The 21,121-nt window shown below is 60.4% G+C and carries 20 protein-coding genes and 1 pseudogene; 7 read left to right on the top strand and 14 right to left on the bottom strand.

The features are described 5' to 3' along the window. Positions 1-200: 200 nt before the first annotated feature. The 6 genes from PDR5_RS18245 to PDR5_RS18220 are packed head-to-tail and all read left to right on the top strand — an operon-like array spanning position 201 to position 6,168. Positions 201-1,295, top strand: coding sequence for an ABC transporter ATP-binding protein (locus tag PDR5_RS18245; RefSeq protein ID WP_064597764.1), 1,095 nt, complete (start codon positions 201-203; stop codon positions 1,293-1,295). After that, complete coding sequence (locus PDR5_RS18240; protein WP_007951488.1) at positions 1,295-2,407, top strand: ABC transporter ATP-binding protein; 1,113 nt, start codon at positions 1,295-1,297, stop codon at positions 2,405-2,407. Before PDR5_RS18245 ends, PDR5_RS18240 begins: the two co-directional genes overlap by 1 nt. Next, a complete protein-coding gene (locus PDR5_RS18235) occupies positions 2,404-3,270 on the top strand; it encodes a carbohydrate ABC transporter permease (protein ID WP_007951487.1) in 867 nt (288 codons plus the stop codon). The genes PDR5_RS18240 and PDR5_RS18235 overlap by 4 nt, the downstream gene beginning before the upstream one ends. A gap of 30 nt (positions 3,271-3,300) precedes the next feature. Further along, the gene (locus PDR5_RS18230) at positions 3,301-4,095 is read left to right on the top strand and encodes a carbohydrate ABC transporter permease (RefSeq protein ID WP_371915867.1); all 795 of its coding nucleotides are present in this window, start codon (positions 3,301-3,303) and stop codon (positions 4,093-4,095) included. 10 nt (positions 4,096-4,105) lie between these two features. Beyond that, on the top strand, positions 4,106-4,378 hold the full coding sequence (locus PDR5_RS18225; RefSeq protein ID WP_039767461.1) for a DUF2160 domain-containing protein: 273 nt from the start codon (positions 4,106-4,108) through the stop codon (positions 4,376-4,378). A 47-nt stretch (positions 4,379-4,425) separates the two neighbouring features. Beyond that, positions 4,426-6,168, top strand: a complete 1,743-nt coding sequence (locus tag PDR5_RS18220) for an ABC transporter substrate-binding protein (RefSeq protein WP_007951484.1) — start codon at positions 4,426-4,428, stop codon at positions 6,166-6,168. A 44-nt stretch (positions 6,169-6,212) separates the two neighbouring features. Here the strand turns inward: PDR5_RS18220 and PDR5_RS18215 are convergent, their stop codons facing one another. From PDR5_RS18215 to PDR5_RS18205, 4 genes and pseudogenes are all read right to left on the bottom strand, one after another. Beyond that, positions 6,213-7,091 (bottom strand): alpha/beta fold hydrolase, encoded by an 879-nt coding sequence (locus tag PDR5_RS18215; protein WP_064597759.1) that lies wholly within the window; start codon positions 7,089-7,091, stop codon positions 6,213-6,215. Between the two features lie 129 nt (positions 7,092-7,220). Next, positions 7,221-7,419: pseudogene (locus tag PDR5_RS29990) on the bottom strand (OprD family porin); the annotation flags it as partial. A 161-nt stretch (positions 7,420-7,580) separates the two neighbouring features. Further along, positions 7,581-7,895: a helix-turn-helix domain-containing protein gene (locus PDR5_RS18210; RefSeq protein WP_064597757.1), complete on the bottom strand. Its 315-nt coding sequence runs from the start codon at positions 7,893-7,895 to the stop codon at positions 7,581-7,583. After that, positions 7,885-8,235: a hypothetical protein gene (locus PDR5_RS18205; RefSeq protein WP_064597755.1), complete on the bottom strand. Its 351-nt coding sequence runs from the start codon at positions 8,233-8,235 to the stop codon at positions 7,885-7,887. The genes PDR5_RS18210 and PDR5_RS18205 overlap by 11 nt, the downstream gene beginning before the upstream one ends. 372 nt (positions 8,236-8,607) lie before the next feature. Between PDR5_RS18205 and PDR5_RS18200 the strand changes: the two genes are divergently transcribed. Further along, positions 8,608-9,081 carry a GNAT family N-acetyltransferase gene (locus tag PDR5_RS18200; protein WP_064597750.1) on the top strand — a complete coding sequence of 158 codons (474 nt, stop codon included), beginning with the start codon at positions 8,608-8,610 and terminating at the stop codon, positions 9,079-9,081. Between the two features lie 58 nt (positions 9,082-9,139). Here the strand turns inward: PDR5_RS18200 and nuoN are convergent, their stop codons facing one another. The 10 genes from nuoN to nuoE form a co-directional block, all read right to left on the bottom strand. Beyond that, complete coding sequence (gene nuoN, locus PDR5_RS18195; protein WP_064597748.1) at positions 9,140-10,603, bottom strand: NADH-quinone oxidoreductase subunit NuoN; 1,464 nt, start codon at positions 10,601-10,603, stop codon at positions 9,140-9,142. Between the two features lie 7 nt (positions 10,604-10,610). Then, complete coding sequence (gene nuoM / locus PDR5_RS18190; RefSeq protein ID WP_011334963.1) at positions 10,611-12,143, bottom strand: NADH-quinone oxidoreductase subunit M; 1,533 nt, start codon at positions 12,141-12,143, stop codon at positions 10,611-10,613. Positions 12,144-12,182: 39 nt separating this feature from the next. Beyond that, positions 12,183-14,036 carry an NADH-quinone oxidoreductase subunit L gene (gene nuoL / locus PDR5_RS18185; protein ID WP_039767429.1) on the bottom strand — a complete coding sequence of 618 codons (1,854 nt, stop codon included), beginning with the start codon at positions 14,034-14,036 and terminating at the stop codon, positions 12,183-12,185. Beyond that, positions 14,033-14,341 carry an NADH-quinone oxidoreductase subunit NuoK gene (gene nuoK / locus PDR5_RS18180; protein WP_003180046.1) on the bottom strand — a complete coding sequence of 103 codons (309 nt, stop codon included), beginning with the start codon at positions 14,339-14,341 and terminating at the stop codon, positions 14,033-14,035. Before nuoK ends, nuoL begins: the two co-directional genes overlap by 4 nt. A gap of 3 nt (positions 14,342-14,344) precedes the next feature. Beyond that, positions 14,345-14,845 carry an NADH-quinone oxidoreductase subunit J gene (gene nuoJ, locus PDR5_RS18175; RefSeq protein ID WP_007951462.1) on the bottom strand — a complete coding sequence of 167 codons (501 nt, stop codon included), beginning with the start codon at positions 14,843-14,845 and terminating at the stop codon, positions 14,345-14,347. 9 nt (positions 14,846-14,854) lie between these two features. After that, complete coding sequence (gene nuoI, locus PDR5_RS18170; RefSeq protein WP_007951461.1) at positions 14,855-15,403, bottom strand: NADH-quinone oxidoreductase subunit NuoI; 549 nt, start codon at positions 15,401-15,403, stop codon at positions 14,855-14,857. Positions 15,404-15,414: 11 nt separating this feature from the next. Beyond that, positions 15,415-16,422 carry an NADH-quinone oxidoreductase subunit NuoH gene (nuoH, locus tag PDR5_RS18165; protein WP_007964859.1) on the bottom strand — a complete coding sequence of 336 codons (1,008 nt, stop codon included), beginning with the start codon at positions 16,420-16,422 and terminating at the stop codon, positions 15,415-15,417. After that, positions 16,419-19,133, bottom strand: coding sequence for an NADH-quinone oxidoreductase subunit NuoG (gene nuoG, locus PDR5_RS18160; RefSeq protein ID WP_064597746.1), 2,715 nt, complete (start codon positions 19,131-19,133; stop codon positions 16,419-16,421). The genes nuoH and nuoG overlap by 4 nt, the downstream gene beginning before the upstream one ends. A gap of 137 nt (positions 19,134-19,270) precedes the next feature. Then, positions 19,271-20,626 carry an NADH-quinone oxidoreductase subunit NuoF gene (gene nuoF, locus PDR5_RS18155; RefSeq protein WP_064597744.1) on the bottom strand — a complete coding sequence of 452 codons (1,356 nt, stop codon included), beginning with the start codon at positions 20,624-20,626 and terminating at the stop codon, positions 19,271-19,273. Continuing rightward, positions 20,623-21,120, bottom strand: coding sequence for an NADH-quinone oxidoreductase subunit NuoE (gene nuoE, locus PDR5_RS18150; protein ID WP_003223804.1), 498 nt, complete (start codon positions 21,118-21,120; stop codon positions 20,623-20,625). Before nuoE ends, nuoF begins: the two co-directional genes overlap by 4 nt. Position 21,121 lies beyond the last annotated feature (1 nt).

Genomic DNA, 21,121 nt, shown 5'->3' with positions numbered 1-21,121 from the left:
GAGTGTTGTTCACTATTGTTCATTGTCAATCGACCGACTGTTCAATTGTTCAGTCGCGACTGTTCACTTGTGTTCAGCTGCGAACCCCGGTTTGCGTGGCCTCCAGCGAATTTTGCGGTAAATCAACAGCTTGCCGTTTCTGGCACGAATGTCGCTCTACAGGACAGGTCGCTTGACTCCAATAATAAAAAGGCCGAGCCATGTCACTCACCCTGGAGCACGTCTGCCGTACCGTCGAGGGCCAGACCTGGATCGACGATGCGAGCCTGAAATTCGAACCTGGATCCTTCAACGTTTTGCTCGGACGCACGCTGTCCGGCAAGACCAGTCTGATGCGTCTGATGGCCGGTCTGGACAAGCCCGACAGCGGCCGCATCCTGATGAACGGCGTCGACGTCACCCAACGCCCGGTGCGTTTGCGCAATGTGTCGATGGTTTATCAGCAGTTCATCAATTACCCGACCATGACGGTGTTCGAGAACATCGCCTCGCCGCTGCGCCAGGCCGGGATCTCCAACGAGCAGATCCAGAGCAAGGTGCAGGAAACCGCGAAGATGCTGCGCATCGAGAAGTTCCTGAAGCGCTATCCGCTGGAACTGTCCGGCGGCCAGCAGCAGCGCACGGCCATGGCCAGGGCGCTGGTCAAGGATGCCGAGCTGATCCTGTTCGACGAACCGCTGGTCAACCTCGATTACAAACTGCGCGAAGAACTGCGCCAGGAAATGCGCGAGCTGTTCAAGGCGCGCCACACCATCGCCATCTATGCCACCACCGAACCCAACGAAGCGCTGGCGCTGGGCGGTACCACGACCATTCTGCACGAGGGCCGGGTGATCCAGAGCGGCCCGTCGACCGAGGTCTACCACCAGCCACAAACGGTGCTGGCCGCCGAATTGTTCTCCGAGCCGCCGATCAACCTGATGCCGGGGCGTATCGCCGGTAACGAAGTGAGTTTCGCCAACTTCGTGCACTTCCCGCTGAACGTCGACCTGCGGCCGGTGGGCGAGGGCGAGTTCCGTTTTGGCGTGCGCCCGAGCCACATCTCGCTGGTGCCGAGCAACGACGACGACCTGGAACTGGCGGTGACCGTCGAGGTGGCGGAAATCAGCGGTTCGGAAACCTTCCTGCACGTGCGCAACGAGCATTTCCTGCTGGTGCTGCATTTGCCGGGGGTTCACGAATACGACGTCGATGCGCCGATCCGCATCTATATCCCGACCCATAAACTGTTTGTGTTCGATGCGCAGGGCCGTCTGGTGCAGGCACCGGGCCGGCGCGTCGCGAGGGTTGCCTGATGGCCGAAATCCGTTTGCAGCACCTCGCCCACAGCTACAGTAAAACCCCGAGCGGGCCCGAGGATTACGCGATCCGTGAGATGGACCACATCTGGGAGCAGGGCGGCGCCTATGCCTTGCTCGGCCCTTCGGGTTGCGGCAAATCGACGTTGCTCAACATCATTTCCGGCCTGCTCAGCCCGTCCCAGGGCCATGTGCTGTTCGATGGCAAAGCGGTCAACGACCTGACCCCGGAGAAGCGCAACATCGCCCAGGTGTTCCAGTTCCCGGTGGTGTACGACACCATGACCGTGTTCGACAACCTGGCCTTTCCCCTGCGCAATCAGGGCCTGGCCGAGGCGAAAGTGCACAGCAAGGTGCAGGAAATCGCCGAAGTCCTCGACCTGCAGAACCTGCTGAGCAAAAAGGCGCGCAACCTTACTGCCGACGAAAAACAGAAAGTCTCCATGGGCCGTGGCCTGGTGCGCGATGACGTCTCGGCGATTCTGTTCGACGAGCCGCTGACGGTGATCGATCCGCACCTGAAATGGAAACTGCGGCGCAAGCTCAAGCAGATCCACGAGCAGTTCAACATCACCATGGTCTACGTCACCCACGATCAACTGGAGGCTTCGACCTTCGCCGACAAGATCGCGGTGATGTACGGCGGCCAGATCGTCCAGTTCGGCACGCCACGGGAATTGTTCGAGCGGCCGAGCCACACCTTTGTCGGCTACTTCATCGGCAGCCCGGGGATGAACCTGATCGAAGTGCAGCCGCAACCGGGCGGGGTCGGTTTCAATTCAACCCATCTGCCGCTGTCCGACGGCTTGCAGCGCCATATCGAACACGGCCAGTGGAAAAATCTGAAGGTCGGCATCCGTCCCGAGTTCATCCATGTGTGGGACGAGCCGTTTGATGACGCGATGCAGGCGCGGGTCGTACACGTCGAAGACCTCGGCACCTACAAGATCATGACCCTGGATCTGGACGGCGCACCGCTGAAAGTGCGCCTGGCCGAGGACAAACCGGTGCCCCAGGGCACGGCGTACATCAGTTTTCCGGCGCAATGGCTGATGGTCTATGCCGACGAGTTTCTGCTGGATGCCACCGACAGCGAGGTACAGCCATGAACAAGGTGCAGAACAACAAGGCCTGGTGGCTGGTGTTGCCAGTGTTCCTGCTGGTGGCGTTCAGTGCGGTGATCCCGATGATGACCGTGGTCAATTACTCAGTGCAGGACATCTTCGACCAGTCCAGCCGCTACTTCGTCGGCGCCGACTGGTACAAGCAGGTGCTGCTTGACCCGCGTCTGCACGACTCGTTGCTGCGCCAGTTCATCTACTCGGCGTGTGTGCTGCTGATCGAAATCCCCCTCGGGATCGCCATTGCGCTGACCATGCCGACCAAGGGTCGCTGGTCGTCGGTGGTGCTGATCGTGCTGGCGATCCCGTTGCTGATTCCATGGAACGTGGTCGGCACCATCTGGCAGATTTTCGGCCGCGCCGACATCGGCCTGCTCGGTTCAAGCCTCAACGCCATGGGCATCAGCTACAACTACGCGGCCAACACCATGGACGCCTGGGTCACGGTGCTGGTGATGGACGTCTGGCACTGGACTTCGCTGGTGGCGCTGTTGTGTTTCTCCGGGCTGCGGGCGATTCCCGACGTGTATTACCAGGCCGCGCGTATTGACCGGGCCTCGGCCTGGGCCGTGTTCCGGCACATTCAGTTACCGAAGTTGAAGAGCGTGCTGTTGATCGCGGTGATGCTGCGCTTCATGGACAGCTTCATGATCTACACCGAGCCGTTCGTGCTCACCGGTGGCGGGCCGGGTAACTCGACGACCTTTCTGAGTCAGACCTTGACCCAGATGGCCGTAGGCCAATTCGACCTGGGGCCGGCGGCGGCATTCTCGCTGGTGTACTTCCTGATCATCCTGCTGGTGTCCTGGCTGTTCTACACCGCCATGACCCACAACGATGCCAACCGCTGAGGCCCGGCCATGAGCAAACGTCTTACCCCTATGAAAAAAGTGATCCCACTGCTGCTCTACATCCTGTTCCTGCTGGTGCCGATCTACTGGCTGCTGAACATGTCGTTCAAGAGCAACACCGAAATCCTCGGCGGACTGACCCTTTTCCCACAGGATTTCACGCTGGCGAACTACAAGGTGATCTTCACCGATCCGAGCTGGTACACCGGCTATATCAACTCGCTGTACTACGTCAGTCTGAACACGATCATTTCCCTTACTGTGGCACTGCCAGCGGCCTACGCGTTTTCGCGTTACCGCTTTCTCGGCGACAAGCACCTGTTCTTCTGGCTGCTGACCAACCGCATGGCGCCGCCGGCGGTATTCCTGCTGCCGTTCTTCCAGCTGTATTCGTCGATCGGCCTGTTCGACACCCACATCGCCGTGGCGCTGGCGCACTGCCTGTTCAACGTGCCGTTGGCGGTGTGGATCCTTGAAGGCTTCATGTCCGGGGTGCCGAAGGAAATCGACGAAACTGCCTACATCGACGGCTACAGTTTTCCTAAGTTCTTCGTGAAGATCTTCATCCCGCTGATCGGCTCCGGCATCGGTGTGACGGCGTTTTTCTGCTTCATGTTTTCCTGGGTCGAACTGCTGCTGGCGCGCACGCTGACCTCGGTGAACGCCAAACCGATCGCGGCGGTGATGACGCGCACGGTGTCGGCGTCCGGCATTGACTGGGGCGTACTGGCGGCGGCGGGGGTGTTGACTATTCTCCCCGGCATGCTGGTGATCTGGTTCGTTCGCAACCACGTGGCCAAGGGCTTTGCCCTGGGCCGGGTCTGAGGAAATGATGATGGAATGGATGAGCTGGACCGTCCCGACGGCGGCGTTTTTCATCGTGATCGGGTTGATCCTGGTGGGCATGACCACCTGGGAATTGCGCTCGCCGAGCATCTTGCGGCGAGGGTTTCTGCCGATTGCCACCACCCGTGGCGATCGTTTGTTCATCGGTCTTCTCGGCAGCGCCTACCTGCATCTGCTGGTAATCGGCGTGACCGACTGGAGCATCTGGGTAGCGTCCGCGTTGTCCCTGGTGTGGCTGTTGGCTGTGATGCGTTGGGGCTAGTCGAATCGCTCGGCAATCTTGCTCCGAAAACCTAACAGGAGGTCTCTATGTTCGATAAGAAAAATAAGCTGCGACATAGCATTTCATTGGCAGCCATGCTGGCACTCAGCGGTTTGAGCGCGTCCGCCTGGGCCGACGCCTACGAAGATGCCGCAAAAAAATGGATCGGCAGCGAATTCAAGCCGTCGACCCTGACGGCCGAGCAGCAGCTCGAAGAACTGAAGTGGTTCATCAAGGCGGCCGAGCCGTTTCGCGGGATGGACATCAAGGTCGTCTCGGAAACCCTGACCACCCACGAATATGAATCCAAGGTGCTGGCCAAGGCCTTCAGTGAAATCACCGGCATCAAGCTGACCCACGACCTGCTGCAGGAAGGCGACGTCGTGGAAAAAATGCAGACGGTGATGCAGTCGGACAAGAACATCTACGACGGCTGGGTCAACGACTCTGACCTGATCGGTACGCACTTTCGCTACGGCAAGACCGAATCGATCACCGACCTGATGGCCAACGAAGGCAAGAACTTCACCTCGCCAACCCTCGACATCAAGGACTTCATCGGCATCTCCTTTACCACTGCGCCGGACGGCAAGATCTATCAATTGCCCGACCAGCAGTTCGCCAACCTGTACTGGTTCCGCGCTGACTGGTTCGAACGCGCCGACCTGAAAGCCAAGTTCAAGGAAAAGTACGGCTATGAACTGGGCGTGCCGGTGAACTGGTCGGCCTATGAAGACATCGCCAAGTTCTTCAGCGAAGACGTCAAGGAAATCGACGGCAAACGCATCTACGGGCATATGGACTACGGCAAGAAAGACCCGTCGCTGGGCTGGCGCTTCACCGATGCCTGGTTCTCCATGGCCGGTGGCGGCGACAAGGGCATTCCCAACGGTTTGCCGGTGGACGAGTGGGGGATTCGCGTCGAGGATTGCCACCCGGTCGGCTCCAGCGTGACCCGCGGCGGCGACACCAACGGCCCGGCGGCGGTGTTTGCCACCACCAAATACGTCGACTGGCTGAAAAAGTACGCGCCACCGGAAGCGGCGGGCATGACCTTCTCCGAATCCGGCCCGGTGCCATCCCAAGGCAACATCGCCCAGCAGATCTTCTGGTACACGGCCTTTACCGCCGACATGACCAAGCCGGGTCTGCCGGTGGTCAACGCCGACGGCACGCCGAAGTGGCGCATGGCGCCGTCGCCGCGCGGGCCGTACTGGGAAGAAGGGATGAAGCTCGGTTATCAGGACGTGGGCTCGTGGACCTTCATGAAGTCCACGCCTGAGAAACAGAAACTCGCGGCCTGGCTGTACGCGCAGTTCGTGACCTCGAAAACCGTGTCGCTGAAGAAAACCATCGTCGGTCTGACGCCGATTCGCGAGTCGGACATCAACTCGCAAGCGATGACCGATCTGGCGCCGAAACTCGGTGGTCTGGTCGAGTTCTACCGCAGCCCGGCCCGTGTGCAATGGACGCCGACCGGCACCAACGTGCCGGACTACCCACGCCTGGCACAATTGTGGTGGAGCCACATCGCCGAAGCCGCCAGCGGCGAGAAGACCCCGCAACAGGCCCTCGACGGTCTGGCCAAGGATCAGGACGCGATCATGACCCGTCTGGAACGCTCCAAGGCCCAAGCGGTGTGCGCCCCGAAAATGAACCCCGAGCGCGACGCGCAATACTGGTTCGACCAGCCGGGCGCACCCAAACCGAAACTGGCCAACGAGAAGCCGAAAGGCGAAACCGTGAGCTACAACGAACTGCTCAAGTCGTGGGAGGCGGCACGCAAGTAAGCGTTTTTTGCGGGATGGGACGGCACCTTCGGGTGCCGTTTTTCTTAGCCCTCGATTTCACGTTTCACCGCCCGACGCACCGCTTTGAGGAGGGCGTTTTCAAAGGCGTTGTGCCCGGCGTGCAGCAGCCGGCAGTGAATGTTCATGCGTTGCCTGAGCCAGCGCACGCTGGCCATGCCATGGGTGTCGCGGATGCCCTGGATCAGCAGGGTATTGTCGTCGAGGGTCAGGTATTCGTCCTTTGGTGTGAAGAAATAGTTGTGCAGGTGGTAATGCAGTTCGAGGCGGATCGCGAGCACCGCTTCCTGATCGACGAAGCGCTCCAGTGTGGCGCGGCAAATCGTCTGCCCTGTGCGACGTAGAACAGCGTTCAACCATTCGATGGCGGCACGGTGTTGCTGCGATGGACAGCCTTCGCCGAGGATCCGGTAGATGTTCCTGGCGCGGTCGCCGGTCGACGTTTGAGGCGATTGAGCCAACCCGTCATTGAGTGCCTGATCGTAGGCCCGGACATTGGCGGCAAACGGCACGAATACCGAAACCAGCGTGGTTTTCAGCAGGTGCTGCGGATATCGCTGTTGATACTGGATCGCCAGCCAGCTACCCCATGACACGCCCAGCACGCTGATTTTTTCGAAGCCGAAATGCTGGCGCAGGGCATCGATGTCTTCGACACACTGTCCGGTGGTGTTGTCCCGCAGCTCGCCGTGAGGCGTTGAACGTCCGCAACCCCGCTGGTCGAACAGGATGATGTCGAACCGGCCCGGGTCGAAGAACTGCAAATGGTGACGGCTGATACGTCCGCCGGGCCCGCCATGGAGGAAAAACACCGGTTCGTGTCCCGGAATACCATGGCGTTCCCAATAGAGTTGATGGCCGTCGCCGGTCGGGTAATAACCTCGGCTGTGCAGGGAGAAGGTCATGCCGGTTGCGCAGTCTGGAGACTTTGAGGTGCATGACGCGCAGTCTTCATGTCGCTGACGTAGCTCATTAGGTGTTCCCCCTGACGGTTCTGTGGGTGAGCGAGTTGAAGCACGAACCGAATCTGGAGCCGCGGCAATATAAACATTGCCGGTAGGACTGGACTGGCCGTCGCGGTGATCACGATTGAAATAGAAGTTACGGTTGAGCACCGTCAGGCTGCGGCATTCGATAAACCCTTCGGGTTTTTCTTCTGTAAAACACCACGGACGGCCCGGAGTCGACAATCACTGCCAGAGCGGCCATCGACACTCTTTTGTTGTTAACCATCAATCACTCCTTGGGTTAGGCAGAGCGGGAACGAGCTTCGGCGTGGGTTTTATTGTTCGACGGGCAAGAACCCGCCGGTATGGTCGCCGGGAGAAATCGTTGCTGCGCTGCGGATAACGCCGAGGTGATCGGGGGATCACAAATTTGTTGGATCCCCGAAGTCAGGTCAGAGCCGCAAGATGGTCGATCGTTTGTGGAAAACGCTCGACCAGTCGAATGAGTGTCGTCGCTTGGGCATTTGGCGTTGCTCGACCTTGTTCCCAGTTTTCGAGAGTTCGTGTGTTGGTTCGCAGATACATGGCGAACACTGACCTGGAGAGGTTGAGTTGTTGGCGGATCGCGACCACTTCCTCCGCGGTTATCGGCAACAGCTTTGGTAATTGGACTTTGTGGGTTCGAAGGGTGACCTTGCCCTGGCGCTCGTCAGCCAAAGCCTCCATGCCCTCCATCAGTTCGGAAAAAATGTCACGTTTCATATTTGGCTCTCGTGTTGATTTCTGTATCCAATGCCTGTTTGAAGACTCTTTTCTGGGAAGGCAACAGATCGTCTTGCTCGTTTTTGCTGTACACGGTGAACAGCCAGAATTGGTCGAAACCAGGCCACCAGTAATAAATCACTCGTAATCCGCTGCGCTTGCCTTTTCCGCGTCGTTGGTCGCAGAAGCGAATTTTGCGCAGCCCACCCGTGCCTTCGATGAGATCGCCCGCTTCGGGATTTTTCAGCAACTCCAACTGAAAGCTGCGGAATAGATCATCATCCAGGTAATCGTTCCGGTGCTTCTGGAACGCGGGTAATTCGATAAAAAGAGCATCCATGTTCTGTACGTTACCTGCGTATAGTTTTGTCCCGATGATCGAATTGGTCAAGGCCTCCAGGCCATCCTTTTCGCCCCCTTTTCAACGGTAGTCACCGACCGTAAAAACGCCTGTAGGACGAGTCGGCCAGTGTGGTGGGAACGTTCAACTGTTCAGGGAAGAGCTTTGCGATTGACTCGTCGGAACAATCCGCAGCACTATCCAGCCATGACTGCCCAACACCGAATGACCATGATGTGCTCCTCTATGACCGCTTCCGGCGGGCCATAAGGTCATGCATGTCTGGTAAATGACGTGTTGTTACCCAAAGCCCCGCCAGAAATGGACGGGGCTTTTTCATTGCCCGTCCGCACATGGCTCAAGGAGAGAGAAATGTTCGAAATGAAAAGAGCCGACCCGGACGATGCCGGGATAGCGTTCGAGATCCGGCGACTGGCGATCCGGCATCAATGCATCGGTGCCTACAGCGAGCAGCAAATGCTCGACTGGACAAAGGGCTCGGCAGCGGATGGTTATGACACGCTCATGCAAAAGCATTTCTATCTGGGTTGCATTGAGGGTGAGCCCGTGGCAACCGGAATGCTCGATCTGGAGCACCGTGAAATCGGTGCAATCTTCATTCATCCGGATTTCATGCAGCGTGGGCTGGGTAAGCGAGTGCTGCAGTTTCTGGAAGCGCTGGCACAGGATCTGGGGCTGGCAGAGGTTTGTCTGGATGCGACGTTGAATGCCGCTGATTTTTATCGGCGCTGCGGTTACGTCGGGGAGGGGAGGGCGATCTATCAATCGCCTTCAGGTCTGCAACTGGTTTGCGTGCCGATGGTGAAAAAACTCAAGACGGTCTAGACGCAAAAACGGCACCCGAAGGTGCCGTTTCTGTTTGTAGCCAACTATCGCTGAGCGATCAGCCCGCCAGGCCCGATTGCTGAACCAGGGTCAGCAACGGTTGTGGGTACAGGCCGAGGAAGAACGCCAGGACGGCAATCGCCAGCAGCATCACGCCGCCTGCTTTCTGTTCCCAGTGCAGTTGGGCGTCGTGGCGGCGCAGGTTCGGTTCGATCAGGTACAGGGTAACCATCACGCGCAGATAGTAGAACACGCCGATGGCGCTGCCCAGGACCAGGGAACCGACCAACCACCATTGGTGCGACTCGACACCGGTAGCGATGATGTAGAACTTGCCGATGAAGCCAGCGGTCAGCGGGATGCCGGCCAGGGACAGCATCATCACGGTCAGTACGGCGGTCAGGTACGGACGGCGCCAGAACAGGCCGCGGTATTCGTACAGGGCGTCTGCGTCACGGCCGTTGTACGGCGAGGACATCAGGGTGATCACGCCGAAGGCGCCGAGGCTGGTGATCACGTAGGTGACCAGGTACACGCCGATGGCTTCCACCGCCAGACCCTTGCTCGCTACCAGTGCGATCAGCAGGTAGCCGAAGTGCGCGATGGAGGAGTAACCGAGCAGACGCTTGAGGTTGCTCTGGGTCAGGGCCAGCAGGTTACCGAACAGGATCGAGGCAATGGCGATGATGGTCAGCACGTTGCTCAGTACGCCACTGCTTGCGGCAGGGGAGATCTGGAACAGACGAACCATGACCGCAAACACAGCCACTTTCGACGCGGTGGCGAGGAACGCGGCCACCGGTGCCGGAGCACCTTCGTACACGTCCGGCGTCCACAGGTGGAACGGTACCAGCGACAGCTTGAACGCCAGACCGATCAGCATCATGCCCAGACCCAGTTGCGCCAGCGAGCTTGGCAGACCGGTCGCGGCCAGGGCCTGACCGATACCGACGAAGCTCAGGGAGCCCGAGTCTGCGTACAGCAGCGCCATACCGAACAGCAGGAACGCGGAACCGGCGGCCGACAGCACCATGTACTTGATGCCGGCTTCCAGCGAACGCTTGTTGAAGAAGGCGTAGGCCACCAGACCGTAGACCGGCACCGACAGCAGTTCCAGACCGATGAACAAGCCGGCCAGGTGCTGCGCGCTGACCAGAACCAGGCCACCGGCGGCGGCCATCAGGATCAGCAGGTACAGTTCTTCACGGTTGCCCGGGTAACCCGAACCGCCATCGCCGAGGTAGGCGTGGGCGAGGGTGACGCAAGCGAGGGTGGCGACCAGGATCAGCGCCATGTACAGGCAGGCAAAGGTGTCGATCTGCAGCAATGGAGTCACGGCCAGAGGCGCGACTTTCAGGGCCGGCAGGATCGACAGCAAGGCCAGGTTCAGACCTGCCACCGAAATCAGGAAGGTCTGCGAGTGGTTGCGGCGCCAGGCGATTGCCAGCATCACCACGATAATGGTGAGGCTGGTGATCAACAGTGGCGCTAGCGCAATAAAGTGTTGAATCGTGAATTCCATAGCGCTCTTACCGGGCCGAAGCGAGTTGAGTGAAGGCGGTGCCGAGCCACTGCTGCACGCCATGCATCGTGGCGGCGGAAGTGTCGAGGAACGGTTGCGGGTAGACGCCGAGGTAAATCAGCAGTACCGCAAGGCCCAGCACCATGATCAGTTCGCGACCGTCCATGCCGTGCAGGATCGAATCCGATTTCGACGGACCGAAGTAAGCGCGGTGGATCATGATCAGCGAGTAGACCGAACCGAACACCAGACCGGAGGTGGCAATCGCGGTGATCCATGGCGCACTGGCGAACGTACCGATCAGGATCAGGAACTCGCCGACGAAGTTACCGGTGCCCGGCAGACCCAGGGAGGCGGCTGCGAAGAACAGGCTGATCGCCGGCAGGTAAGCGATACGCGACCACAGACCGCCCATCTCACGCATGTCACGCGTGTGCAGACGCTCGTAAAGCTGACCGCTGAGGATAAACAGTGCCGCCGCCGACAGACCGTGGGCCAGCATCTGGATCACGGCGCCTTGCAGTGCGAGTTGGCTGCCGGAGTAGATGCCGATCAGCACGAAGCCCATGTGGGAAACGGACGAGAAGGCGATCAGACGCTTGATGTCGGTTTGTGCGAACGCCAGGAACGCACCGTAGAAGATCCCGATCAGACCGAGGGTCATGGCGATCGGCGCGAATTCGGCCGAGGCGTTCGGGAACAGCGGCAGGGCGAAACGCAGCAGACCGTAGGCCGCGGTTTTCAGCAAGATACCGGCGAGGTCGACGGAACCTGCAGTCGGCGCCTGGGCGTGAGCATCAGGCAGCCAGGAGTGGAACGGAACCACTGGCAGCTTGACCGCGAAGGCGATGAAGAAGCCGAGCATCAGAATGTACTCGGTGGTCATCGACATCTTGGTCTTCAACAGATCGGCGTAGTTGAAGGTGATCACGCCGGTGCTGTTGTAGTTGACCAGGACCAGACCGAGGATCGCCACCAGCATGATCAGGCCGGAAGCCTGAGTGAAGATGAAGAACTTGGTCGCTGCGTAGATCCGGGTTTTCTTGCCGTCCGAAGAACTGTGACCCCAGAGCGCGATGAGGAAGTACATCGGCACCAGCATCATTTCCCAGAAGAAGAAGAACATGAACAGGTCGAGGGCGAGGAACACGCCGACAACGCCGCCCAGGATCCACATCAGGTTCAGGTGGAAGAAGCCAACGTGACGTTGAATCTCTTTCCACGAGCAGAGTACCGAGAGGATGCCCAGCAGGCCGGTCAGCAGGATCATCAGCAGCGACAGGCCGTCGAGGGCCAGGTGCACATTGATGCCGAAGCGCTGGATCCAGACGTGCTTGAACTCAAGCGCCCAAGTCGGATCGGCGCCAGGCGCCGGTGCAAATGAATAGTCACCGTGGGCCCACAGCCAGAGGCCGAGGGCGAGTTCCAGGGTCATGGTCAACAGCGCAATCCAGCGGGGGAGGGTGGCGCCGAAGCGCTCACCCAGCCAGCACAGCAGGCCGCCGATGAAGGGGATCAGGATTAGCCAAGGCAGAATCATGACGGGCTCGTTTCCTTTCGCAAATTCGCAAGGTTCATATCAGACCGCTACCAGCACGACGGCGCCGATGACCAACACGGCACCAGCAGCCATCGAGGCGGCGTACCAACGCAGTTGACCGGTTTCAGTACGGCTCAGGGCGGTGTGACCACCCTTGGCCATGCGCGGGATCAGACCGATGGTCTGGTCGAGCGGGTCTTTGCGCAGTACATGGCTGATCGCAAGGTACGGCTTGACGAACAGTTTGTCGTAGATCCAGTCGAAGCCCCAGGCAGCGAACCACCAGGCCGAAAGGAGACGGCCGATGCCGCTGTTGGCGATTGCGGTCACGAAGCGACGCTTGCCGAGGAACAGCAGGGCCGCCAGCAGGATACCGGCCAGGGCGATGGCGCCCGAGGCAATTTCCAGACTGTGCTTGGCTTCGCCACCGGCATGGCCAACGCTCTCCGGCAGCACGCCGTGCAGTGGTGGAACGATCATGGCGCCGACGAAGGTCGACAGCACGATCAGCACCGACAGCGGCAGCCAGTGAGCGATGCCGTGACCGGCGTGGGCTTCGGTCTTGGCTTCACCGTGGAACGCGATGAAGATCAGGCGGAAGGTGTACAGCGACGTCATGAAGGCACCGACCAGACCTGCGTAAAGCAGACCGTGGTTGCCGCTGGCGAACGCTTCCCAGAGGATTTCGTCCTTGGAGTAGAAACCGGCGGTCACCAGCGGCAGCGCGGCCAGGGCGGCACCACCGACGATGAAGCTGGCGTAGGCCAGCGGCAGTTTCTTCCACAGGCCGCCCATCTTGAAGATGTTCTGCTCGTGGTGGCAGGCAACGATTACCGCACCGGAGGCAAGGAACAGCAGGGCCTTGAAGAAGGCGTGGGTCATCAGGTGGAAGATCGCGCCTTCCCAGGCACCAACGCCCAGCGCCAGGAACATGTAGCCGATCTGGCTCATGGTCGAGTAGGCGAGGATACGTTTGATGTCGGTTTGCACCAGTGCTGCGAAACCGGCCAGAACCAGGGTGACACCACCGACGATGCCGACCAGGTGCAGGATGTCCGGCGCCAGGGCGAACAGACCGTGGGTACGGGCGATCAGGTAGACACCGGCAGTCACCATGGTTGCGGCGTGGATCAGTGCCGAAACCGGGGTAGGGCCGGCCATCGCGTCCGCCAGCCAGGTCTGCAGCGGCAGTTGAGCCGATTTACCGACCGCACCACCCAGCAGCATCAGGGTTGCCAGCACGATCCAGAAATCGCCGACCTTGAAGTGCTCAGGCGCCTTCACCAGCAGTTCCTGGACGTTCAGCGTGCCCAGTTGCTGGAACAGGATGAACAGGCCGATCGCCATGAACACGTCGCCGATACGGGTGACGATGAAGGCTTTGAGTGCGGCGTTACCGTTGTTGCGGTTGCTGTAGTAGAAACCGATCAACAGGTACGAGCACAGGCCCACGCCTTCCCAACCGAAGTAGATGAACAGCAGGTTATCGCCCAGGATCAGGAACAGCATGCTGGCGATAAACAGGTTGGTGTACGAGAAGAAGCGCGAGTAACCGTCTTCGCCACGCATGTACCACGATGCAAACAGGTGGATCAGGAAGCCGACACCGACAACCACACCGAGCATGGTCACGGACAGACCATCCAGGTACAGCGCGAAGTTAGGTTGGAAACCTTCCACCGACATCCAGCGCCACAGCACCTGGGTGTAGACGCCACCTTCCGGTGGCGCGACGTTGAATTGCCAGATCACGTAAGCCGCGACGATGGCAGACAGGCCGATGGAGCCGACACCGATCAGCGCCGACAGGTTTTCCGAGAAGCGGCCGCGGGAGAACGACAGCAACAGGAACCCGATCAGAGGGAATACGAAAGTCAGAAAGAGTAGGTTCATCCGCGCATCTCACTGGCAGCGTCGATATCGAGCGTGTGGAAGCGGCGATACAGTTGCAGCAGGATCGCCAGGCCAATACTGGCTTCGGCGGCTGCAAGGCTGATCACCAGGATGAACATGATCTGTCCATCCGGTTGCGCCCAGCGGGCGCCCGCAACGATGAAGGCCAGTGCAGAGGCGTTCATCATCACTTCCAGACTCATCAACACGAACAAAATGTTGCGGCGGACCATCAGGCCGACCAGACCAAGGCAGAACAGGATGCCGGCAACGGCCAATCCATGCTCGAGAGGGATAGCAGGCATGTCTTACTCCTTCGCCTCGTTACGGCCCAAATGGAACGCCGTGACGGCTGCAGCGAGCAGCAGCATCGAGGCGAGTTCGACCACCAGCAGATACGGACCGAACAGGCTGATGCCCACGGCTTTTGCATCGACGGTGGTGTGGCCGATGGCCTGACCGCTCTGGTGAGCGAACAGCACATACAGCAGTTCGGCCAGCAGCAGGGCGGCGAGAATCACCGGCCCCGCCCAGATCCCGGGCTTGAGCCAGGTGCGTTCCTGCTGAACCGAGGCCGGGCCCAGGTTCAGCATCATCACCACGAACACGAACAGCACCATGATGGCGCCAGCGTAGGCGATCACTTCCAGCACGCCGGCGAACGGCGCGCCGAGTGCGAAGAAGGTCATGGCCACGGCGATCAACGAAATGATCAGGTAGAGCAGGGCGTGCACAGGATTGGTGTTGGTGACCACACGCAGTGTGGACACAACAGCGATACCCGATGCGAAATAGAAAGCGAATTCCATCGTTCTTCCTTAAGGCAGCAAGCTCTTCACGTTGATCGGCTCGGCTTCGTTTTGTGCGGCGCCTTTCGGCTTGCCCGCAACGGCCATACCTGCAACACGATAGAAGTTGTAATCAGGGTTTTTGCCGGGGCCAGAGATCAAAAGATCTTCTTTCTCGTACACCAGGTCCTGACGTTTGAACTCGGCCATCTCGAAATCCGGCGTCAGCTGGATCGCGGTGGTCGGGCAGGCTTCCTCGCAGAGACCGCAGAAAATGCAGCGCGAGAAGTTGATACGGAAGAAGTCCGGGTACCAGCGACCGTCTTCGGTTTCAGCTTTCTGCAGCGAGATGCAACCCACCGGGCACGCCACGGCGCACAGGTTGCAGGCTACGCAGCGTTCTTCGCCATCGGGGTCGCGGGTCAGGACGATGCGACCACGGTAGCGTGGTGGCAGGTAGACCGGCTCTTCCGGGTATTGCAGGGTGTCGCGCTTGCGAAAGCCATGGCCGAAGACCATGACCAGGCTGCGCAACTGGGTACCGGTACCCTTAACGATGTCGCCAATATATTTGAACATGGGTCAAATCCTCACTGAACCGCAACCGCAGGTGTGTTCCACAACACAACCGCAGCGGTTATCAGCAAATTGATCAGGGTCAGTGGCAGGCAGAATTTCCAGCTGAAATCCATCACCTGGTCATAACGCGGACGCGGGATGGAAGCGCGCAGCAGGATGAACAGCATGATGAAGAACGCGGTCTTCAGTGCGAACCAGACGAAGGACAGTTGCGGCAGGATGCCGAACGGACCGTGCCAGCCACCGAAGAACAGGGTGACCAGCAGCGCCGAGATCAGGATGATGCCGATGTATTCACCGACGAAGAACATGCCCCATTTCATACCGGCGTATTCAATGTGGTAACCGTCGGCCAGTTCCTGTTCCGCTTCCGGCTGGTCGAACGGGTGACGGTGAGTCACGGCCACGCCAGCGATGAAGAAGGTACAGAAGCCGAAGAACTGCGGAATGATGAACCACAGGTTCTGCGCCTGGTACTCGACGATGTCGCGCATGTTGAACGAGCCGACCTGCACCACGATGCCCATCAGGGCCAGGCCCATGAACACTTCGTAGGACACGGTCTGCGCGGAGGCACGCAAGCTGCCCAGCAGGGCGAACTTGTTGTTGCTCGACCAGCCGGCGAACAGCACCGCGTAGACCGACAGACCGGCCATGGCGAAGAAGAACAGCAGGCCGATGTTCAGATCCGCCACGCCCCAGGTCGGGGTGATCGGGATGATCGCGAACGCGATCAGCAGGGCGGACATGGCCACCACCGGTGCCAGGGTGAAGATCACCTTGTCGGCAAACGGCGGGGTCCAGTCTTCCTTGAAGAACATCTTCAGCATGTCGGCTGCGATCTGGAACATGCCGAACGGGCCAACGCGGTTCGGACCGTAACGGTCCTGCCACCAGCCCAGCAGGCGACGCTCGACAAAGCTGAGCAACGCGCCTGCGACCACCACGGCCAGCAGGATCACGATGGCCTTGATGACCGTCAGGATCACATCGATCACTTCAGGGGTGAACCAGGTCATTGCGCTGCCTCCTGCAGACCATCAACGGTTTGGCCGAAAATCGCCGGCGGAATGCCTGCCAGACCGGCCGGCAGTGCAACCAGGCCAGCGCCCAGCTCTTCATTGATGCGCAGCGGCAGGCGCAGGGTCTGGCCGGCCACATTGAGGCTCAGCAGTGCGCCGTCGTTGACGCCCAGGCGATCCGCTTCGGACTTGGCCAGTGCAACGTAGGCGGCCGGGATACGTTCCTGAACCGGTGCGGCTTTCGACGAGTTCTCCTCGCTGCCGAACAGGTGGTAGAACGGCACGGCTTGCCAGGTGCCCTGGGCCGGGTTGAACGCGCGCGGAACAATGGCGAACCAGTTCAGCGAATCACCGCTGCTTTCGATCAGGCGGGTGCCCGGATCGCCAGCGCGCAGGTGACCACCGACTTCGTCCTGGAACTTGTTCCAGGCTTGCGGCGAGTTCCAGCCCGGCGACCAGGCGAACGGCACTTGCTGACGCGGTTCGGCTGAGCCCGAGTAACCTTCCATCGAGAAGGCGAACGCGGTGTCCTTGTCCTGCGGGGTGCGTGGTTCGTGAACGCTGATGTCGGCGCGCATCGCGGTACGACCGGAGTAACGCAGCGGTTCACGCGCCAGTTTCAGACCCTTGATGCGGAACGAGGCGGACGGCGCGGCGTCGACGATACGGGCCAGTTGCGGGGTGCTCGAAGCAACGGCAGCGGTCACGTGGTCGAGTTGCGTCCAGTCGATCGGCTGGTTCAGCAGGGTAGCGCGCAGGGCGTGCAGCCAGCGCCAGCCTTCGTGGACCAGAATGCTCGCGTCCATGTATTGCGGGTCGAAAACCTGGAAGAAGCGCTGGGCGCGACCTTCCTGGCTGACCAGCGTACCGTCGCCTTCAGCGAAGCTGGCGGCTGGCAGAACCAGATGCGCGCGGTCGCTGGTGGCGGTCTTCTGATGGTCGGCAACGATCACCACTTGCGCAGCGTTCAGTGCCGCATCGACCTTGGCTTTGGCGGTGCGGGTGTACAGATCGTTTTCCAGCACGACGATGGCGTCAGCCTTGCCGTCGATGACCGCTTGCAGGGCAGCATCGACCGATTCGCCACCGAGCATGGCCAGGCCGAGGCTGTTGGCTTCCGGCACGATCAGGCTGATCGAACCGTTCTTCTCGCGCAGCTTCAGGGCCTTGGCGATGTTCGCCGCGGCTTCGATCAAGGCTTTGGAGCCCAGCGAAGTACCGGCGATGATCAGCGGACGCTTGGCCGCGAGCAGGGCGTCGGCGATGCGCTTGGCCAGCTCCAGGGCTTCGGCGTCCAGACCTTCAACGGCCGGTGCGCTGGCGTCCAGGGCGTGAGCCACGGCGAAACCGATGCGGGCCAGATCGTCGGGAGCGGCGTGTACGCATTCTTCGGCGATGTCGTCGAGCTTGGTTTCAGCCAGGCTGGCGATGAACAGCGGGTTCAGCTCGTGCTGACCGATGTTCTTCACCGCAGCGTCGAGCCAAGGCTGGACGCGCATGGCTTCGGCCATGTCTTCGGCCTTGCCTTTGACCGACTGACGCAGGGCCAGGGCCATACGGGCGGCGGTCTGGGTCAGGTCTTCACCGAGGACGAACACGGCGTCGTGGTCTTCGATGTCGCGCATGTTCGGCACGGGCAGCGGGCTGTCTTTCAGCACTTGCAGGACCAGACGGATGCGTTCCAGCTCCGAGGCTTCGATACCGGAGTAGAAGTGCTCGGCACCGACCAACTCACGCAACGCGTAGTTGCTTTCCAGGCTGGCACGCGGCGAACCGATACCGACGATGTTGCGACCGCGCAGCAGGTCGGCGGCTTTGTCCAGCGCAGCATCCAGGCCAAGCTTGGTGCCGTCGGCCAGCAGTGGCTGACGTGGGCGGTCGGTGCGGTTGACGTAGCCATAACCGAAACGGCCACGGTCGCACAGGAAATACTGGTTCACCGAACCGTTGTAACGGTTTTCGATGCGACGCAGTTCGCCGTAACGCTCGCCCGGGGAGATGTTGCAACCGCTCGAGCAGCCATGGCAGATGCTCGGCGAGAACTGCATGTCCCACTTGCGGTTGTAGCGCTCGGAGTGAGTCTTGTCGGTGAACACACCGGTCGGGCAGACCTCGGTGAGGTTGCCGGAGAACTCGCTTTCGAGGGTGCCGTCTTCAACGCGACCGAAGTACACGTTGTCGTGGGCGCCGAATACACCGAGGTCGGTGCCGCCGGCGTAATCCTTGTAGAAACGCACGCAGCGGTAGCAGGCGATGCAGCGGTTCATCTCGTGGGAAATGAACGGGCCCAGTTGCTGGTTCTGGTGGGTGCGTTTGGTGAAGCGATAACGGCGCTCGTTGTGGCCGGTCATCACCGTCATGTCTTGCAGGTGGCAGTGACCGCCTTCCTCGCACACAGGGCAGTCGTGTGGGTGGTTGGTCATCAGCCATTCGACGACACTGGCGCGGAACGCCTTGGATTCTTCATCGTCGATGGAGATCCAGGTGTTGTCGGTGGCAGGGGTCATGCAGGACATGACGATGCGACCACGGGTGTCGTTCTCGTCGGTGTACTGCTTGACCGCACACTGGCGGCAGGCCCCGACGCTACCAAGCGCGGGGTGCCAGCAGAAATAAGGGATGTCGAGGCCCAGCGACAGACATGCCTGTAACAGGTTGTCTGCCCCGTCGACTTCGAGCGCTTTGCCGTCTACGTGGATAGTGGCCATGGTTCAAAGGTCTTCGTTGGCCCGGTGTCAGCGGGCGTGGCTAATGGAATCTTGTTATCCGTCCGAATCCAGTCAGCCCCGAAAGGCGTCATCGGACGAAAGGCGAAGGGCACGGACCCTTCGCCTTTTTTAAGCGTTTACGCGCCGACTGTGATCGGCTTCGCCAGAGGCGGGACGGCGGCGCTTGCGGGCGCGATACCGGCTTCGAACTCTGGACGGAAGTATTTGATGGCACTGCCCAACGGCTCCACGGCACCCGGTGCGTGAGCACAGAAGGTCTTGCCCGGGCCGAGGAAGTTGACCAGACCCAGCAGGGTCTCAATGTCGCCTGGCTGGCCGCGGCCTTGTTCGATGGCCATCAGCAGCTTGACGCTCCATGGCAGGCCATCACGGCAAGGGGTGCAGAAACCACAGGATTCGCGAGCGAAGAACTGCTCCATGTTGCGCAGCAGGGACACCATGTTGACGCTGTCGTCCACCGCCATGGCCAGGCCGGTACCCATACGGGTGCCCACCTTGGCGATGCCGCCGGCGTACATTTGTGCGTCGAGGTGTTCCGGCAACAGGAAACCGGTACCGGCGCCGCCTGGCTGCCAGGCCTTGAGCTTGTAACCGTCGCGCATGCCGCCGGCGTAATCTTCGAACAGTTCGCGACCGGTCACGCCGAATGGCAGTTCCCACAGGCCAGGGTTCTTGACCTTGCCGGAGAAGCCCATGAGCTTGGTGCCCATGTCTTCGCTGCCGTCGCGGGCCAACGATTTGTACCAGTCCACGCCGTCGGCGATGATCGCCGGCACGTTGCACAGGGTTTCAACGTTGTTCACGCAGGTCGGCTTGCCCCACACGCCGACGGCGGCAGGGAAGGGCGGCTTGGAGCGCGGGTTGGCGCGGCGACCTTCGAGGGAGTTGATCAGTGCGGTTTCTTCACCGCAGATGTAACGCCCGGCGCCGGTGTGGACGAACAGCTCGAAATCGAAGCCGCTGCCCAGGATGTTCTTGCCCAGCAGGCCGGCTGCCTTGGCTTCTTCCACGGCACGGTTCAGGTGCTTGGCGGCGGTGGTGTACTCGCCACGCAGGAAGATGTAGCCACGGTAGGTTTTCAGCGCGCGGGCACTGATCAGCATGCCTTCGATCAGCAGATGGGGCAGTTGCTCCATCAGCATGCGGTCTTTCCAGGTGTTCGGCTCCATTTCATCCGCGTTGCACAGCAGGTAGCGGATGTTGATGGATTCGTCCTTTGGCATCAGGCCCCACTTCACGCCTGTGGGGAAGCCTGCACCGCCGCGACCTTTGAGGCCGGCGTCTTTCACGGTCTGGACGATGGCGTCCTGATCCATGTCGGCGAAGGCCTTGCGCGCAGCGGCGTAACCGTTCTTGGCCTGGTACTCGTCGAGCCACACGGCTTCGCCGTCGTCACGCAGGCGCCAGGTCAGCGGGTGAGTCTCGGCCGAACGCTGGATGCGGTTGGCAGGACCGAAAGAAGTCAGGGTCATACGTAGCCCTCGAGCAGTTTGGCGACGCCGGCAGGCTGGACATCGCCAAAGGTGTCGTCATCGATCATCAGCGCCGGTGCCTTGTCGCAGTTGCCGAGGCAGCAGACCGGCAGCAGGGTGAAACGACCGTCGGCGGTGGTCTGGCCCAGGCCGATACCCAGGTTGTTCTGGATTTCGCTGACCACCGACTCGTGGCCACCGATGTAGCAGACCATGCTGTCGCAGACGCGAATGATGTGACGGCCGACCGGCTGACGGAAAATCTGGCTGTAGAACGTGGCCACGCCTTCAACGTCGCTGGCCGGGATGCCGAGGATCTCGCCGATGGCGTACAGAGCGCCGTCCGGCACCCAGCCGCGTTCTTTCTGGACGATCTTCAGGGCTTCGATCGACGCCGCGCGCGGGTCTTCGTAGTGATGCAGCTCGTGCTCGATGGCCGAGCGCTCGGTTTCACTCAGGGTGAAACGGTCTGTCTGGATAAGCGTGCTGTTCATG

It is taken from the genome of Pseudomonas sp. DR 5-09 (assembly GCF_001655595.1).
Taxonomy (GTDB): Bacteria; Pseudomonadota; Gammaproteobacteria; order Pseudomonadales; family Pseudomonadaceae; genus Aquipseudomonas; species Aquipseudomonas pharyngis.
This window is presented reverse-complemented; position numbering and strand designations above follow the sequence as displayed.